This window comes from Frankia nepalensis (genome assembly GCF_016786325.1).
Classification (GTDB): domain Bacteria; phylum Actinomycetota; class Actinomycetes; order Frankiales; family Frankiaceae; genus Pseudofrankia; species Pseudofrankia nepalensis.
Genome location: NZ_JADWYU010000141.1, coordinates 80,057 through 95,856 on the forward strand (window position 1 = coordinate 80,057; position 15,800 = coordinate 95,856).

At 69.0% G+C, this 15,800-nt stretch carries 11 protein-coding genes; 9 read left to right on the top strand and 2 right to left on the bottom strand.

Annotated features, from left to right (window positions below; genetic code table 11):
- Positions 1-231 precede the first annotated feature (231 nt).
- The 8 genes from I6A81_RS21125 (at position 232) to I6A81_RS21160 (ending at position 10,851) form a co-directional block, all read left to right on the top strand.
- Positions 232-1,422 (top strand): amidohydrolase family protein, encoded by a 1,191-nt coding sequence (locus I6A81_RS21125; RefSeq protein ID WP_307874797.1) that lies wholly within the window; start codon positions 232-234, stop codon positions 1,420-1,422.
- Between the two features lie 180 nt (positions 1,423-1,602).
- Complete coding sequence (locus I6A81_RS21130) at positions 1,603-2,487, top strand: amidohydrolase family protein (protein WP_203004592.1); 885 nt, start codon at positions 1,603-1,605, stop codon at positions 2,485-2,487.
- Between the two features lie 25 nt (positions 2,488-2,512).
- Positions 2,513-3,322, top strand: a complete 810-nt coding sequence (locus I6A81_RS21135) for an enoyl-CoA hydratase/isomerase family protein (protein WP_203004593.1) — start codon at positions 2,513-2,515, stop codon at positions 3,320-3,322.
- Between the two features lie 121 nt (positions 3,323-3,443).
- Positions 3,444-4,622 carry an acyl-CoA dehydrogenase family protein gene (locus I6A81_RS21140; RefSeq protein WP_307874798.1) on the top strand — a complete coding sequence of 393 codons (1,179 nt, stop codon included), beginning with the start codon at positions 3,444-3,446 and terminating at the stop codon, positions 4,620-4,622.
- Complete coding sequence (locus tag I6A81_RS21145) at positions 4,615-5,886, top strand: acyl-CoA dehydrogenase family protein (protein ID WP_203004595.1); 1,272 nt, start codon at positions 4,615-4,617, stop codon at positions 5,884-5,886. Before I6A81_RS21140 ends, I6A81_RS21145 begins: the two co-directional genes overlap by 8 nt.
- A 2-nt stretch (positions 5,887-5,888) precedes the next feature.
- On the top strand, positions 5,889-8,333 hold the full coding sequence (locus I6A81_RS21150) for a CaiB/BaiF CoA-transferase family protein (RefSeq protein WP_203004596.1): 2,445 nt from the start codon (positions 5,889-5,891) through the stop codon (positions 8,331-8,333).
- Positions 8,334-8,402: 69 nt separating this feature from the next.
- Positions 8,403-10,139 carry a class I adenylate-forming enzyme family protein gene (locus tag I6A81_RS21155; protein ID WP_203004597.1) on the top strand — a complete coding sequence of 579 codons (1,737 nt, stop codon included), beginning with the start codon at positions 8,403-8,405 and terminating at the stop codon, positions 10,137-10,139.
- Positions 10,140-10,293: 154 nt separating this feature from the next.
- Positions 10,294-10,851, top strand: coding sequence for a VOC family protein (locus I6A81_RS21160; protein WP_203004598.1), 558 nt, complete (start codon positions 10,294-10,296; stop codon positions 10,849-10,851).
- Positions 10,852-11,108: 257 nt separating this feature from the next.
- Here the strand turns inward: I6A81_RS21160 and I6A81_RS21165 are convergent, their stop codons facing one another.
- Complete coding sequence (locus I6A81_RS21165) at positions 11,109-11,726, bottom strand: TetR/AcrR family transcriptional regulator (protein ID WP_203004599.1); 618 nt, start codon at positions 11,724-11,726, stop codon at positions 11,109-11,111.
- A 1,005-nt stretch (positions 11,727-12,731) separates the two neighbouring features.
- Here I6A81_RS21165 and I6A81_RS21170 point away from each other — a divergent pair.
- Entirely contained in the window at positions 12,732-13,862 is a 1,131-nt protein-coding gene (locus tag I6A81_RS21170; protein ID WP_203004600.1) for an ABC transporter substrate-binding protein, read from the top strand.
- Here I6A81_RS21170 and I6A81_RS21175 read toward each other — a convergent pair.
- On the bottom strand, positions 13,820-15,502 hold the full coding sequence (locus I6A81_RS21175; protein WP_203004601.1) for a GGDEF domain-containing protein: 1,683 nt from the start codon (positions 15,500-15,502) through the stop codon (positions 13,820-13,822). The genes I6A81_RS21170 and I6A81_RS21175 overlap by 43 nt on opposite strands.
- Between the last annotated feature and the right edge of the window lie 298 nt (positions 15,503-15,800).

Genomic DNA, 15,800 nt, shown 5'->3' on the forward strand with positions numbered 1-15,800 from the left:
TGGGCTGCGGGCGGCCAGTGGGCTGAGAACCGCCAGGCGACAGAGAGCGGGGGCGGCCCGGCCGGACCGGGCCGCCACGTCATCGTGTCCACGGGCCCGGCTCGTCAGCGCCGGCCGCGGCGGGCAGGCTGTCCCGCGAGGTCTTGACTAGAACTGAACTTCAGTTTTAAGTTCCTGGTCGCAGGAGTTGCGGGGTTGGCAGACTCCGCACGCTGGACCGAGAGGTGATCCGTGGATCTGGGCTATCGGCCGTTCGACGCCGACAACCACTACTACGAGCCGCTGGACGCGTTCCTGCGCTACCAGGACCCCAAGATGAAGCGTCGGGGCGTGCAGGTCCTCCAGGACGGCAAGCGCGCTTACATCGTGATCGCCGGGAAGATCAACCGCTTCATCCCGAACCCGACCTTCGACCCGGTGATCGTGCCCGGCTGCACCGAGTTGCTCTTCCGTGGCGAGATTCCGGACGGAGTCGACCCGAAGTCGTTGACGGCGGTGGAGCCGATCCATCCGGAGTACCGGGACCGCGAGGAGCGGCTGAAGGTGATGGACGCGCAGGGCCTCGCCGCCGTCCTGATGTTCCCGACGCTCGGCGTCGGCGTCGAGCAGGGCCTGCGCCACGACCCCGAGGCGACGGCGGTGGCGTTGACCGCCTTCAACCGCTGGCTGGAGGACGACTGGGGCTTCGCCTACCAGAACCGGATCTTCGGCGCTCCGATGATCTCGCTGGCCGACCCGGACGCGGCGCTCGTCGAGATCGAGTCGCTCCTGGCCCGGGGGGCCAGGGCGGTGCACCTGCGGCCGGCTCCGATCCCGGCGGCGGACGGTCCCCGGTCGTTCGGTCATCCGGCCAACGACCCGGTCTGGTCGTTGCTCGCCGAGGCGGGTGTTCCGGTCGCGTTCCACCTGGGCGACAGCGGCTACCTGACCTACTCGGCCGCCTGGGGCGGGGCCTCGGACTTCGAGCCGTTCGGTGGCAGGAACGACCCGCTCGACCAGGTCCTCGTCGACGACCGGGCGATCTACGACACCATGGCGTCGATGATCACACACGGGGTCTTCCACCGGCATCCCACGCTGCGTGTCGCGAGCGTCGAGAACGGCTCGGACTGGGTCGCCATCCTGGCCAAGCGCCTGCGCAAGAAGGCGAACCAGGCGCCGGCGTACTTCCCGGAGGACCCGCTGGACGTGCTGCGCCGCAACGTGTGGGTCACGCCGTACTACGAGGAGGACATCCCGGCGCTGGCCGAGACGATCGGCGTCGGCCACGTGCTGTTCGGCTCGGACTGGCCGCACGGCGAGGGGCTCGCCGACCCGGTCCAGTTCACCAAGGAGCTCCACGGATTCTCCGAGGCCGACATCCGCAAGATCATGCGTGACAACGTCATCGAGTACCTCGGTGTCGACTCGGTGGCCAGCTAGCCCCTGGCCAGGCTGCTGGGGCGCCCCCGCGGGGCGGGGCATACACCCGTCCCGGCGCAGATTTCGGCAGTAGCCGCCTCGCCTTAGCACGGCGCCTGTGGTTCCTCGTGCCCGCGGTGTGAGGAACCACAGGGCCGGTCAGACCATCGATCTTCTTTCGGCTGACAGGAGATTTTACTGATGACGCAGCCCGTCCCACGCGCACATGACTGCCTGGTCAACGTCCACTTCGGCGATACCGCCCAGCCCGAGTGGATGTTCCGCGTCAAGAACGAGTACTTCAAGAAAGAGGACTCGATCTTCGGCAAGTGGGACATGTCGCAGGTGCTGGACGAGATGGATGCCAACGGCGTCCAGCGCGCGATCCTGTCCGGCAACGTGAACGAGCCTGACAGCTCGGCGATCAAGTTCGTCGAGGCCCGCCCGGACCGTTTCGCGATCACGGCCGGTGGCTTCAACCTCCTGCGGCCGATGCAGGCGCTGAAGCAGCTCGAGTCGTTCGTGGCCAACCATCCGGTCGCCGCCGCCTCGTCCGGCCCGTCGTTCTGGGGCGACGGCCAGTACAGCCCCGACAACGCGGTGTACTTCCCGCTGTACACCAAGTGCTGCGAGCTCGATCTGCCGCTCTGCATGAACACGGGGCTTCCCGGGCCGCCCATTCCCGGCGAGGTGCAGAACCCCATCTACCACGACCGGGTCTGCGTGCGCTTCCCCGAGCTGAAGCTCTGCATGATCCATGGCGCGGACCCGTGGTGGGACACCGCCATCCGCCTGATGATCAAGTATCCGAACCTGCATCTGATGACGTCCGCGTGGGCGCCCAAGTACCTTCCCGCCTCGCTTCTCCACTACATGCGGACCCGGGGCAAGAAGAAGATCATATTCGCGTCCGACGCGCCGGTGCTGTCCATCACCCGCACCATCGGGGAGGCCAGCCAGCTCGATCTCCCCGCCGAGGTTCTCGACGACTACCTGTACGGAAACGCGCAGCGGTTCTTCTTCGACAGGCTCGACGCCGCCTCGGCCGCGTCCGAGGTGGTCGAAGCAGATCTGGCGACGCGGTAGACACTGGCAGCCGAGCGGAGAACCAATGAGCGACACACTCATCGACCGGGCCGACGGCGTCGTCACGGTCACCTTCAACCGGCCGCACCGGAAGAATGCGCTGAACGCGGCCAACTGGGCCGATCTCGACCAGGTGCTGCACGAGGTCGCCAGGAACCCGGACGACCGTGCGCTGGTGCTCACGGGCTCGGGCGGGTCTTTCTCGGCCGGTGCCGACCTGTCGGGTGGCCTGTCGGGCGGAGACGAGAGCAGAACGAGTTCGCTGACGGGTGTCGCGCCGCAGTCGACGATCCACGAGATGCGACACGTCGGTGAGATCATCAGCCGTCTGCAGCGGTTGCCGAAGCCGACGCTGGCGGTCGTCGACGGCGTCGCCGTGGGGGTGGCACTGGGCCTCGTGCTCGCCTGCGACCTCATCGTCGCGAGTGACCGGGCGCGCTTCTCCGAGATCTTCGTCAGGCGGGGCCTCGCCCTGGACGGCGGGAATTCCTGGACGCTGCCCCGGGCCGTCGGCGTGCGCCGGGCCAAGCAGATGACGTTCTTCGGCGAGATGGTCAGTGCCCAGGACGCGCTCGCCTGGGGTCTGATCAACGAGGTCGTGCCGGTCGCTGACCTGGAAGGCGTCGCGGCCGACTGGGGCCGGCGACTGGCCGCCGCGCCGACCACGGCGGTGAGCCTCATCAAGCGACTCCTCGACAGCAGCTTCCTGCTCGGGTTCGACCAGTCGCTGGAGGACGAGGCGCGCGCCCAGCACATCGCCTTCACGACCGACGACATGAAAGAGGGCATTCAGGCGTTCCTGGAACGCCGGGAACCCCAGTTCAGGGGCACCTGACGCACCCGCCCAGGTCACGTCTCGCGATGGTCCGCGATTTCCAGGCCACCGTGAGGCGTGGCCGGCGGCGAGATTCATGCCCCATGACCGAAAAAGCCCGTCCAGCCTAGGAGATCTTTCGGTGGGTGTACGCCTCTTTCCGGAGATATCCGGCGAGCAGCGTCTGATGCTCGACAGCGTGATCCGGCTTGTCGAGTCCAACTGCCCGCTGCCGGTCGTCCGGCGGCAGGCCGAACAGAATCGGCTCGGTGATGCCGACCTGCGCCGCGAGTTCGCGGACCTCGGGTGCTTCGGCCTGCTGGTCCACGAGGACCACGGCGGCGGCAGTCTGTCGGGCAATGGCGTGGTCGACGCCGCTCTCGTCGCGTCGGAACGCGGGGCGAGACTGCAGCCGGGCCCGTTCGTCGGCACGAACGTCGTCGCGTACGCCCTGTCCGAAGCGGGCACGACGCCAGGTCTCGAGGCCCTGGCCGACCTGGTCGCGGGCAAGGCCTCGGCGGTGTGGGCGTTCGACGGGGCGCTCGTCGGCGACCGTCGCAGCGTGCTGGCGGTGCGCCAGGACGGTGACGAGCTCGTGCTCGACGGGACCGTCTGCGGTGTGCAGGGCGCCGACGAGTGCGACTGGATCCTGGTCAGCGCACTGTCGAGCGACGGCCCCGTCCAGGTGCTCGTCGCGAACCCGACGGGGGGGATGACCCTCGAACGGGTCGATGGCATGGACATCACGCGGCGGTTCTCGGACATCCACTTCAGTTCGGTCCGGGTACCGGCGCGGCAACGCCTTGGTGGTTCGGCGGACGCCGAGGGCCTGCTGAACCGTCAGCTGGCGGTGGCCTGCGTGCTGAGCGCGGCGGAGTCGGTAGGGGCGATGGACGCGAACTTCCAGCTCGCCCTCGAGTACTCGAGAGTTCGGATCGCGTTCGGCCGCCCGATCGGTTCGTTCCAGGCGGTGAAGCACCTGCTGGCGAACACGAGCCTGCTGCTGGAGATGGCCAAGGCCGTGGTCGCCGGAGCGGCGGTGAAACTCGGTGCCGGCGCGCCGGACGGGCCGGCGCTGGCGAGCATCGCGAAGGCGTTCGTGGGGGAGCGCGCGGTCGAGCTGACCCACAACTGCTTCCAGGTCTTCGGCGGCATCGGCTACACGTGGGAGCACGACCAGCACCTGTTCATGCGGCGGCTGGCGTCCGAGTCGTTTCTGTACGGGTCGCCGGTGGCGCATCGCCGTTCGCTGTGGTCGCACGCCGATGTCTCGACCGGTGCTCGGACCGGCGAGCGGACGGGAGGTCGGGTCGATGCCTGAACCACTGATCGGAATCGAGGACTACCGCCGCCAGGCGGGTAAGTGGCTGACCGCGAACCTGCCCAGGCGCGACGAGGTGTCGCGGCCGGACTTCGACGGCGCGTCGGACGAGGAGCTTCGCCGCCAGATCGACGCCGAGCGCGCGGTGCAGCGGCGCCTGTACGACGCCGGGTACGCCGGAATCACGTGGCCGGTGGAGTACGGCGGCCAGGGACTGCCGGAGGAGTACGAGCGTGCTTTCGCCGCGGAGGCCCGAGGCTTCCGGCTGCCCGACTTCGGTATCGCCGGTGGCACCACGTTCGGCGTCTGCGCCAGGACGATGCTGGCGCACGGATCGCCCGCCTTCCTGCGGCGGCACCTGCCGCGGATCCTGGCCGGCGAGGAACTGTTCGTCCAGTTCTTCTCCGACCCGGAGGCGGGCTCCGACCTCGCCGGCGTCCGGACCCAGGCGGTGCGCGACGGCGACCGCTGGCTGCTGTCCGGGTCGAAGATCTGGAGCAGCGGCGCCTACTACGCGGACTGGGGCATGTGCCTGGCCCGCACGGACTGGGACGCGCCCAAGCACCGCGGCCTGACCTGGTTCGCGGTCCCCGTGCGAGCCGCCGGCGTGACGGTCCAGCGCATCCGGCAGATCACCGGCTCCGCCGAGTTCTGCCAGGAGTTCTTCGACGACGTGGTGCTCACCGACGACGACGTCATCGGCGAGGTGAACGACGGCTGGACGGTCACCCAGACGATGCTGCTGTTCGAGCGCGGCGGCGGCGGCGAGGCACAGCCCCGGGCCGGGGGCGACGCCCGCCGGCTGCCGGCCGACCTGGTGGAACTCGCGCGGTCGGTGGGCACGCTGGACGACGCCCACACCCAGCAGCTGATCACCCGCGCGCATGTCGACGACGTCGTGCGCGACCAGCTGATGACTCGGATCGGCGCGTTGATGCGGCTGGACCCGCGGCTCGCCGCCGGCGTGGCGTCGTACGGCAAGCTCGCCTCCGCGACGTTCGACCCCGTCCGCGCCAACCTCGCGCTGGAGATCGCGAACGGCGCGGCGAGTTCCTGGAACGGCGCCGGGACACCGGCCGCGCGGGTCGTCAGCGACCTGCTGAGCAGCCGCTTCATGGCGATCGCCGGCGGCACGTCGGAGATGCAGCGCAACAGCATCGGCGAGCGGGTCCTCGGCCTGCCGCGCGAACCGTCCTTCGACAGCGGGAAGCCGTTTCGCGAGGTGGTCCGGGACGCGCAGAACTGGTCGGGGAAAGTGAGCTAGCCGTGCGCGACGACGCCGACCTGCCCTTACACCGGCTCCGGGTGCTGGACCTGTCCGACTCCCGCGGCGTCCTGGCCACCCGTCTGCTGGCGGATCTCGGCGCGGACGTCATCCGGGTCCAGCGGGCCGGCTGGACGGCCGGCGACGAGCCGGCCGGTCCGCGCGCGCTCGCCTGGACGGTCCGCAACGCCAACAAGCGCGTGGTCGGGTTCGACGAGAGTCGCGACGAGGACGCGCGGGCCCTGGCACGGCTCGTGGACGGCGCCGACGTGATCGTCGCGAGTGGCGACGGAGCGTCGATGCTGCCGCTGCCGCCGGATGCCCTGCTTCGGCGCTGTCCGCGGGTTGTTCTGGTGTCCGTCTCGGACTTCGGCGCCTCCGGCCCCTACCAGGGGTACGCGGGCACGAGCGCGGTGATGGCCGGTCTCGCCTGGATGCTGTACAAGGCCGGAACACCCGACCTGCCGCCGGTCCTCCCGCCCGGCTGGCTGATCTATGACATCGCCGGTGCCACCGCGGCGTTCGCGGCGCTCACCGGCGTGCATCACCAGCTACGAAACGGGGTCGGCCAGCATCTCGACGTGTCGGTGTTCGAAGCCGTGCAGCAGACCACCGACTGGGCCCTGCCGAACACCGTCTACCTGCGCGGCATCGGGGTCGAGACGGACGATCTCCGCTCCGGAAGCGGGGAGGCGCAGCCGGTCATCGGCTGCAAGGACGGCTGGGTCCGCCCCGCCGTCCTCTCGGTGGCTGAATGGCGCCGGATGCGGGCGTGGCTGGGCGACCCGGAGGAGCTCGCGCATCCCGACCTGGACACGCTCACCGGGCGGATCGCGCGCTTCCACACCCTGATCAGGCCTCGCTTCGAGGCCCTGTTCGCGGATCTGACGATGATCGAGGCCGCGGAGGAGGGGCAACGCCGCAGAATTCCCGTCACGCCGTTGCTCCGGCCGTCGGATGTCCTGGGCGCCCAGCAGTATCGGGAACTCGGCTCGTTCGCCGCCTGCCGCGTCGACGACCAGGAAGGTGCCATCGCCAGCGGTTTCTGGACGCTCGCGGGACGGCGTGTCGGCTACCGGCATGGGGCGGTGGCGGAGCGGTCCCTGGAGTCGTGTGACTGGCGCCGCGCCGACCGGATCGCGGATGGTGCCGACGGCACCCGGCCGGGCCGGCCATATGAGGGGGTCCGCGTCCTCGACCTCGGCGTGGCCGGAGCCGCCCCGGAGATGGCCCGGCTGCTCGCCGAGTACGGCGCCGACGTCATCCGGGTCGAGTCGCCCCGCAACCCCGACCTGCTGCGGCAGCTGGGCGGCCCGACCGGGCTGGGTCCCTCCTTCACGTCGACCAACCGGTGCAAGCGCAGCGTCGGCATCGACCTGTCGACCGCGGCCGGCAGCGCCGTCCTGCGGGATCTGGCGCGGCAGGCCGACGTCCTGGTCGAGAACCTCGCCCCGGGCACCCTCGAGCGGCTGGGCGTCGGAACCGACGAACTGCGTCGGGTGAACCCGGGTTTGCTCACGCTGAGCAGCCAGATGATGGGCAGCCGCGGTCCCTGGCGCGGATGGCGTGGTTACGGAGCCAACACCCAACCGCCCGGTGGCCTTACCTATCTCTGGAGCTACCCGGATCTGCCGGCACCCGTCGGATCCAACCTGGCGTTTCCCGACCACGTGGTCGGCCGGCTCGGAGCACTGGTGATCTCCGCCTGCCTGCTGGGCCGGTCGACCGGCCACGTCGAGCTGGCGCAGGCCGAGGTGGTTCTCAACCTGCTTTCCGAGTTCTTCCTCCGGGAGTCGATCGAGCCGGGATCGGTGGGCCCGACGGGAAACGACTCGCCGGACGGGGCGCCGTGGGGCGTGTTCGGATGCCGTGGTGACGAGCGCTGGTGTGTGATCACGTGCCGGGATGACGCCGACTGGTCCAATCTCGTCAGGGCCCTCGGCGATCCCTCCTGGGCGACGCCGGACCTGGAGACCGTCGACGGGCGCCGACGGCGCGCCGACGAGATCTCGGCCCACCTCGGGGCGTGGACCCGTGAGCGCTCCGACCGAGAGGTCATGGCGCATCTGCAGGCGTATGGCGTCCCAGCGGGCTACATGATGTATCCCGTCGATATCGCCGAGGATCCGCATCTGCTCGCCCGGAACTATCCGATCGGCTTTGAGCAGCCTGGTACCGGCTACCTGATTCTAGAAGGCGGGGCGTTCCGTTCGGACGTCCTGCCGGCACCCGACCTCTCGCCCGCGCCTGTCCTCGGGGAGCACACCCGCGAGGTGGCGGCGGACATCCTCCGGCTCGGCGGCGACGAGATCGATCGGCTGGTCGGCACCGGCGCGCTGTTCGCGTCGAGCGAGGCCGCGCAGCCGGACGGCGCCCCGCCCCCTCCGGGCCAGTCAGGGCCTGGACATGCCCTGGAAGACGGGCCTTCGTCCAGACGTGAACGGTGATCCGCGGCGCTGGTGGCCTGATCAACCGGTAACGGCACCTGTCCGACCATGAGACGCGGGAGCTTGCAGATGGAGACCAAGGCTCTACCAGCAGAGGCATCGCCCGCCGCCGACCTCCGCGAGGTCCGTGCGGCCCTGACCCGACCAGGCGCCATGTTCGAGATCCAGCGCGCGGACGTGCGCGGAAACGAAATGCCGGTGTTCACGCGCCGACTACGCTCGCTTCGGCAGTTGCTCGAGGCCAGCGCCCGGTTCGGCGACCGGACGTACCTCGTGGACGGCGAGGTACGGCTCTCCTTCGCCGAGCACCGCGGCCGCGTCGACGCGCTCGCGCACGCGCTGCAGACCGAGTTCCGGGTGGCGGCCGGCGACCGGGTCGCCCTGTTCGCCGCCAACCGCTGGGACTGGCTCGTCGGTTTCTGGGCGGCCGCGAGCGTCGGCGCGATTCCCTGCGCGATGAACGGCTGGTGGACGCCGGCCGAATACCGACATGCCGCCGACCTCGTCGAGCCGGTGCTCGTGATCGGCGACCGGCAGCGACTCGAACGGGTCGCGCGGGCCGGCACCACCGTCGCGGTACTGAGCCTCGACGACGACCTTCCGCGACTGCTCCGGGAGCACGCCGGGAAGTCGCCGGCGCCGGTCCCCGTGGCCGAGGACGATCCCGCGCTGCTGCTGTTCACCAGCGGCACGACCGGCCGGCCCAAGGCCGTGTCGATCCCGCACCGGTCGTTCATCGGCTTCGCGCAGGTCAACACCTTCGCCGAGGTGGCGACCCGGGCCGCCTACGGGATGCCGGTTCCGGACCGGGCCGAGGACCTGGCGCCGAGTGACGACGTCGTGCTGGTCACCGCGCCGCTGTTCCACGTGTCGATGCTGCAGGGCGCCGCGCTGACGGCGGCCGTGAAGGGCTCGTCGATCGTCCTGCTGCCCGGCCGGTTCGATCCCGAGCGCGTGCTGCGGACCATCGAGAACGAGCGTGTCACGGGCTGGTCGGCGCTGGGCAGCGCCGCGCAGCGTGTCGCCACCTGCGACGCCCTCGGCCGGTACGACACCAGCAGCGTGCAGTACCTGGGGCTGGGCGGAGCCCCGGCCAGCCCGACCGTCCAGGAGCTCCTGCGCAAGGCCTTCCCGACCGCCTCGAACACGCTGGGCATGGGCTACTCCAGTACCGAGGCCGGAGCCGTGATCGCGTCGATCAACGGCGCGGAGTACCTCGCGCATCCGACGTCCACGGGGCGGATCATGGCGACCATCGAGGTCGAGCTGCGCGACGAGACCGGAACAGCGGTCGCCGACGGCGAGTACGGCGAGGTCCACGTCCGCAGCCCTTACACCATGCTTGGCTACTGGAACGACCCGCGAGCGTCGTCCGAGGTCCTCAAGGAGGGCGGCTGGTTGGCACTCGGCGACGTCGCCCGCTTCGAGGACGGGCTCCTCTACATCAACGCGCGAGCCCGCGACCTCATCCTGGTAAGCGCGGAGAACGTCTCGCCGACGGAGGTCGAGTACGTTCTCGAGGCATCCGACCAGGTCGACGAGGCGGCCGTGCTCGCGGTCGACGACGAGGTGACCGGCGACGCGGTGTGCGCCGTCGTCGTTCCCCGGCCGGGCGCTTCACCGACCCCCGAGCGGCTGGCCGAATGGTGCCGCGCGCGGCTCGCCCACTACAAGGTGCCCACCCGCTGGTACGTGATCGATGGCCCCTTGCTGCGCACCCCTACGGGAAAACTCGTCAAGCGTGACCTGCGCGCGTGGATCGACGCCGGCGCGGACACGGCCGGACCGCCGCCGGCCGGCGCCTGAGCCCGGCACGCTCGCGACCGACAACCACCGACAACCACCGGCAACCGCCGACGACCACTGACAACGCTGACGGCGCGATCGCCGCCCACCGGCCCGGGCTCGCGCCGGTGCGCCCCCGCGCGACCCGTTCCCGCCAGCGGCAAGGGAGCCTCGAATGACCAGCTTGGATGCCCAGATCGGCCAGCCGCAGGTGCTGGCCGGCCTCGGCGCGCGGTTCGACCACGTCGCGCACGCCGTCCCGTCGATCAGAGCCGCGCTGCCCCTCTACCGCGACCTGCTCGGCGGCCGTCCCTACGCGGGCGGAATCAACCCCTGGGGTGGCCACCTCGGCCTGCTGCTGATGTACCCGGGCGAAAAGAAGCTCGAGCTGCTCGAACCGGTCCGGCCGGACTCGCCGGCGGTGAGCCGGTTCCTGGCGGAACATCCACGCGGAGGACTCCACCACATCACGTTCCGGGTCCCCGACCTCGCGGCCGCCGTCGACGTGCTGAGCGGTTCGGGATACAAGCCGTTCGGCACCCGGCTGGAAGATCCCGCGTGGCGCGAGACCTACCTGCACCCCAGGGAGACCGGGGGAGTCCTCATCCAGCTGGTGGAGGCGGCGGAGAACGTTCCCGGCCCCCTCGATGTCCCGGTCGACGAGCTCCTCGCGCGAGCGGAGGCGCTGCGGCTGGCGAGTCACGCCCACCACGCCCCGTCGAACGGCGCATAGGATCACCGCGGGACGGCGTGCGGGCGTCGCCAGAAAGTCGTCGGCGCGACCGTATGTCCAACGAGTTTCTCTGGCCCAGTCGTCAGGACGGGGGCTCACTGCCGCTCGCCGTTGCCCGATCGACCATCTTCTCCCGCGGATCCACGGCCGCCCCGCGAGCAGCGCGCCCGCGGGAGCCATAGCATTTTCCACCCCGCGCGGCCAGCCGCTGACACGCGCCGTGCACTGCGCGCCGCGTCGCCTGGTTCGATCGAGGACTACGGTTTGCCGTGCTCGAAGCGAAAGTGCAGCAGTTCGGCCATTCTGGCATTTATCTGGTATGCCTCACCCATCGGCATGTTGTGAAAGATGCTGCGGGTGAGGAGGTTGACGAGAACCGCCCAGACAATTACAGAATATTCTGCGGCGCCGTCCGGGTCCAGTTTCGCGAGGTCGGCCTCGACGAGATCATCGACCGAATCCCGGAACTGCGCCAGATGAGCTACCGCGTTGGGGTCGGTCGAACTCTGCAGCAGTATGAGCGCCCGGAAGAAGTGCGGGCGCCGCTCGAAGGCGGCGAGCACGCTGCGCATGCGTTGCTCGAGGCGCCGCATGGGGTCGTCCTCGTCCTGGTGCCGGATGCTCGTCCGGTCGAAGTCGGAGCCCCACGTGCGTAGCACCACCGCGTACAGGTGTTCCTTCGAGCTGAAGTACCGGTACACCGTGCCCAGCGCGAACTTGGCCGTGGCCGCGACGTCGCGAATCTGGATCTGCTCGTACTCCTGCTCTTCGAGCAGCGTCCGAGCCGCGTCGATGATCCGCTGTCGGCGTGCGGCCTGATAGGCGGGCAGATCCGCCTCGGCCAGCGAGCTGACAGCTGGACGGTCAGCCTCCACTGGTTCCTCCCGACGCGGACAGACTGCTCGGCAACTGTCAACCAGGATAGCAACTGGACTCTAGTACTGGTTCGTTCATGCGGCGTCCGGACCGTGACGGCCGCTGCGCCTGTCCAGATCTTGGTGGGTTGCCGGTGACCAGGCGGCGGTGGCGGTCTCCTGACGCGCCCCCGAGTTCTCGGCACGCCCCGAACACGGACCCGGCGCGAGCCCCGGAGCGGGCGAAGGGGCGTGGCGAGCAGTGGGTACGTCGGTGCCGCGCGAGGCCGGTGTACCGCTGAGCGGACCAGACCCAAACCTCGACGGCTCGGCGGGATCGCGGCGCCCGGTTGGCGCGGGAAGCCCAGGACGAGGGCCTGCCCAAAGATCTGACAAATCTGGACGATGTTCGTCCGAAACTCTTGACCTGGCCTGGTAGTCCGTTCTAGCGTCCCCGCCAAGCCCGCCGCGGCGCACCACCACACATGGTCGCCATGTCTTGCCTGTTGGTTTCCGCGACGCGTGGTGGTAACCGGCACTCGCTTTTCCGGCAACCTGCGGCGGCGCCTTACCAAAGGCTCGGACTTGCCCTTGGATGCCCAGCGGTCAAGGCCCTGAACCCGCCTTACGAAGTTGCTGTGGAGACCTGGATGCGACGACCCGGACCGGGGGTCTGGCTCCCGTGCCGCGCCGAGGGGTCGCTCTCCACTGGGATGACAACGTGAATTTGATCGCGGGCTGAAGGAGCACCCGTCCGGGGAGATGGCATGGGTGGGTGCCACCTCTTTGACTGGTATCGAATGATTCACTCGGACGACCTGTGAAGGCTTGCTCATGGACCACGATTTAGGTAGTTCTCCAAATACTTTACGTGATCTGCCGGAGCGGCGGGCCGCGACCGCGGCACGCGGTCTGCCTCGGCGCGCCCAACGCGCGACGGCTGTCGCTTTGGTGGCCGCCTGTGTGGCGGTAGGCTGCGGAACCGATGGGGGTTCTGGCCAGTCTTCCGCGTGTGGCTCGCCCGGCGTGTCGGCCGACGAGGTGCGGCTGGGGCTGGTGTATCCGGACTCAGGTTTCCTCGGCGAGACCCTGAGGGCGATTCGTAGTGGTGTGGATGCGCGGCTTGGGGTGGTGAACGCCGAGGGTGGCGTGCATGGCCGACGCATCAGCTACGAATGGCGGGATGACCAGGGAGCGCCTGATGTAAACGGCGTGGCCACGCGGGAGTTGGTCGAGGATCTAGGTGTCTTCGGCATTCTTGACCTGACGACCGCTGCCTCGGGCGGCGCGGACTTCCTGCGCTCGCTCGGAGTTCCTACCGTCGGCCTGCCAGCCGAGAAGATCTGGGAGGACCCCGCCTACCGGAACATGTTCACCTTTCCTTCCGGATTCGTGTCCGAGGCCATCGGGCAATACGTGCGTGCCCAGGGCGGTAGCCGGGCAGTCATCGTCGGCAGAGAGGTCGAAACGACCTCGAAGAGCCATAGCGTGATGATCGAGCGCGCTCTGGGATCCGCCGGAGTCTCGTCACGGACGATCAATTTTGGCTCCGCGCTGGCGAGCCCCGACCGCGTCGCTGAGGAGATCGAGGAGACCGCCTCGGACGCCGACGTCCTTGTCGTCACGCTCTCCGGGGACGAGGCGGCCTCCGTGGCCGCGGCGACACGGGCCAGCGGCGCTGCCTTCAAGGTCATCCTCGCGGTGAACGGTTACGGGCCTGAGACGGTGCAACGTTTCGGCCGGTCGGTCGCCGGGTTTACCGTGTTCCGCGGCCTCATGCCCTTCGAAGCGAACCTCCCGGCCCAGCAGAAGTACCTGAGTGCCTTGACCGACTACGCGCCAGAAGTCGGCGTTGCCGACCAGGAAATTGCGTACTCGAGCTACATCGTCACCGATCTGCTTCTGCGCGGGCTCACGGCCGCCGGACCCTGCCCGACTCGGGAGGGTTTTGTCGAGGGCCTGCGCAAGGTGACCGACTACAATGCCGATGGGATGCTTGCCGGAAGTGTCAACTTCAGCAAAGGGCTGAGCGAGTCACCTTCCTGCGTCTCCTTCGCGCGCGTCGTCGCGGACGGCAGCGGTTTCGAGGTGGTCAGGAACACCACGCCAGGCGCTCACGATCCGCTCGTGTGGTGCGGGCGTCCGCTTGCTGGTTGACCGCCGGCCTCGACCGGACCTGCCCACCGCCTGGGCGGAGCACTGGTGGGGGACGTTCCGCTTTGGTGCACCACCAAACCGCCCTGATGCGCGCATTTCGCGGTGTACATCGCGATATCGGCGTCTCGGAGGAGACTGTCCGCGGTGACAGGCTGCGGAGTGGGCGGGTCGGCGGGATCGGCCAGTACCAGGCCGAGGCTGGCGCCGACCTGGTAGGTGCGGCCCGCGAGGATGCATGGCGCGCGGACGGCGGCGGCGAGCCGGCGGGCGACCGCCTCGGGGCCGTCGCCGCTGCCGTCGAGGACGACGGCGAACTCGTCGCCGCCCATGCGGGCGACGGTGTCAGTACCTCGGGTGCCATGCTGGAGCCGGCTGGCGACGATCTCCAGCAACTGGTCGCCGACCGCGTGCCCGAGACTGTCGTTGACCTGCTTGAACTCGTCGAGATCGCAGAACAGCACCGCCACCGGCCGGTGGTGATGGTCATAGTCGCTGACGGCACGCTCCAGTCGCTGGGTGAACAGCGCCCGGTTGGCCAGTCCGGTCAGTGGGTCATGGAACGCCTGGTGGCGTAGGTCGCGTCGGCTGGCCTCCACCAGCGCCAGCAGTCGGGAGTTATCGCCCAGTGTGGCCAACTGCCGTGCCACGAGCAGCAGCAGGAGGCCGATCAAGCCGTACAACTCGAGATCGTCAATAGGAGCTCCGGTCGCGAGCCGAAGCAGGGTCAGCGCGCCAGCCGCGGCTACCGCCAGATAGGGCAGCGCGGCGCGCATCCCCAGCGCCCTCGCCGTGCGCATTGCCGCCGGCTGAATCTCGGACGATCCGGCCGAATCTCGTGGCATCGGCACGAGCGCGGCGAGCAGCAGTAGCTGCCAGGCAACGAGGAAACCCAGGTACGCCGCGACGGGAGCGTGATGTCCAGTTGACGCGACGTAAGACAGGATCATCGCCAATGTCAGAGTCATCGTGGCCAGCCCACTGGTGAGGAGCGCGAACGCCGGCCCAGACCTTGGCTGTCGGGTGGTAGTCAGCAGGATGGCCGTGGCCACGAGGATAAAACCAATGGCGCCCGATCCGAGTGTGATCAACAGGGCGGTTCGGTTGAGGTTCGTCCACTGCGACAGCGGGAGTAGCAGCGTTGACCAGACCACGAGTGTGACCGATCCGGCGATCAGAGCACTGTCCAGAGCGGTGATGGCATACCAGTGGTGCCCATCGTGCTTGGGAAGGTCGTGGTGGTCATGCCGGCCTGGTCGTGGATCAGAGGGGAAGAGCAACAGTCCGACCAGGGCCGGCAGGTACGCGAGGAACAAAATGGCGTGTTTGGCTTGAATGCTAGGTTGAACATCGGTGTTGTGCGCAAAACCGTACCATGTGCCCATTAAGGCCACGAAAAAGGCTGCGGAAGCGGTAGCGCCGACCAGCACCCGCCACGGCCGATCGGCTCCGCGGGAGCGGTACCCACTACCTAGGAAAACGAATGCAACGGCCAGAATCGTGACAGTGTAGGCGATCTGGATCGTATGCAGATTCTGGGGTGCCGGAAGCGCCGTGACGCAGAACAGGGCAATTAGGGTGTAAGTCCCGCAGAAAGCGATGGCTATACGCCACCGATCGCGCCGAGTGTCGGTGATGTCCATCGGCTGGTTTCGCACCCCCGGCGACGACCCACCGGGCGGGGCAAATTGCTCCGACGCCACATCGCTGGGCCGCCTGAACCTCCCATTGTAGCGTCAGTCGGGCGTTGGGCCGCCGAAGCTAGCCAGCTGACTGGAGGTCGAGCCGCCGCGGCACGACATGGTGCCTGGCCGGCCTGCCGATCAGGCACGCCGACCAGGCTTCGGTTCCGGGCTAGCCGATTTCGATGATCATGGCGGCGCCCATGCCGCCGCCGGCGCACATGGAGACGCAGCCGAGGGTGGCGCCGCGGCGGCGGAG

Excerpts from the sequence above, each read along its gene's own strand:
- I6A81_RS21160 (WP_203004598.1), top strand. The coding sequence starts at position 10,294 with ATGACCAGCTTGGATGCCCAGATCGGCCAGCCGCAGGTGCTGGCCGGC.
- I6A81_RS21130 (WP_203004592.1), top strand. The coding sequence starts at position 1,603 with ATGACGCAGCCCGTCCCACGCGCACATGACTGCCTGGTCAACGTCCAC.
- I6A81_RS21135 (WP_203004593.1), top strand. The coding sequence starts at position 2,513 with ATGAGCGACACACTCATCGACCGGGCCGACGGCGTCGTCACGGTCACC.
- I6A81_RS21155 (WP_203004597.1), top strand. The coding sequence starts at position 8,403 with ATGGAGACCAAGGCTCTACCAGCAGAGGCATCGCCCGCCGCCGACCTC.
- I6A81_RS21145 (WP_203004595.1), top strand. The coding sequence starts at position 4,615 with ATGCCTGAACCACTGATCGGAATCGAGGACTACCGCCGCCAGGCGGGT.
- I6A81_RS21175 (WP_203004601.1), bottom strand. The coding sequence starts at position 15,502 with ATGGACATCACCGACACTCGGCGCGATCGGTGGCGTATAGCCATCGCT.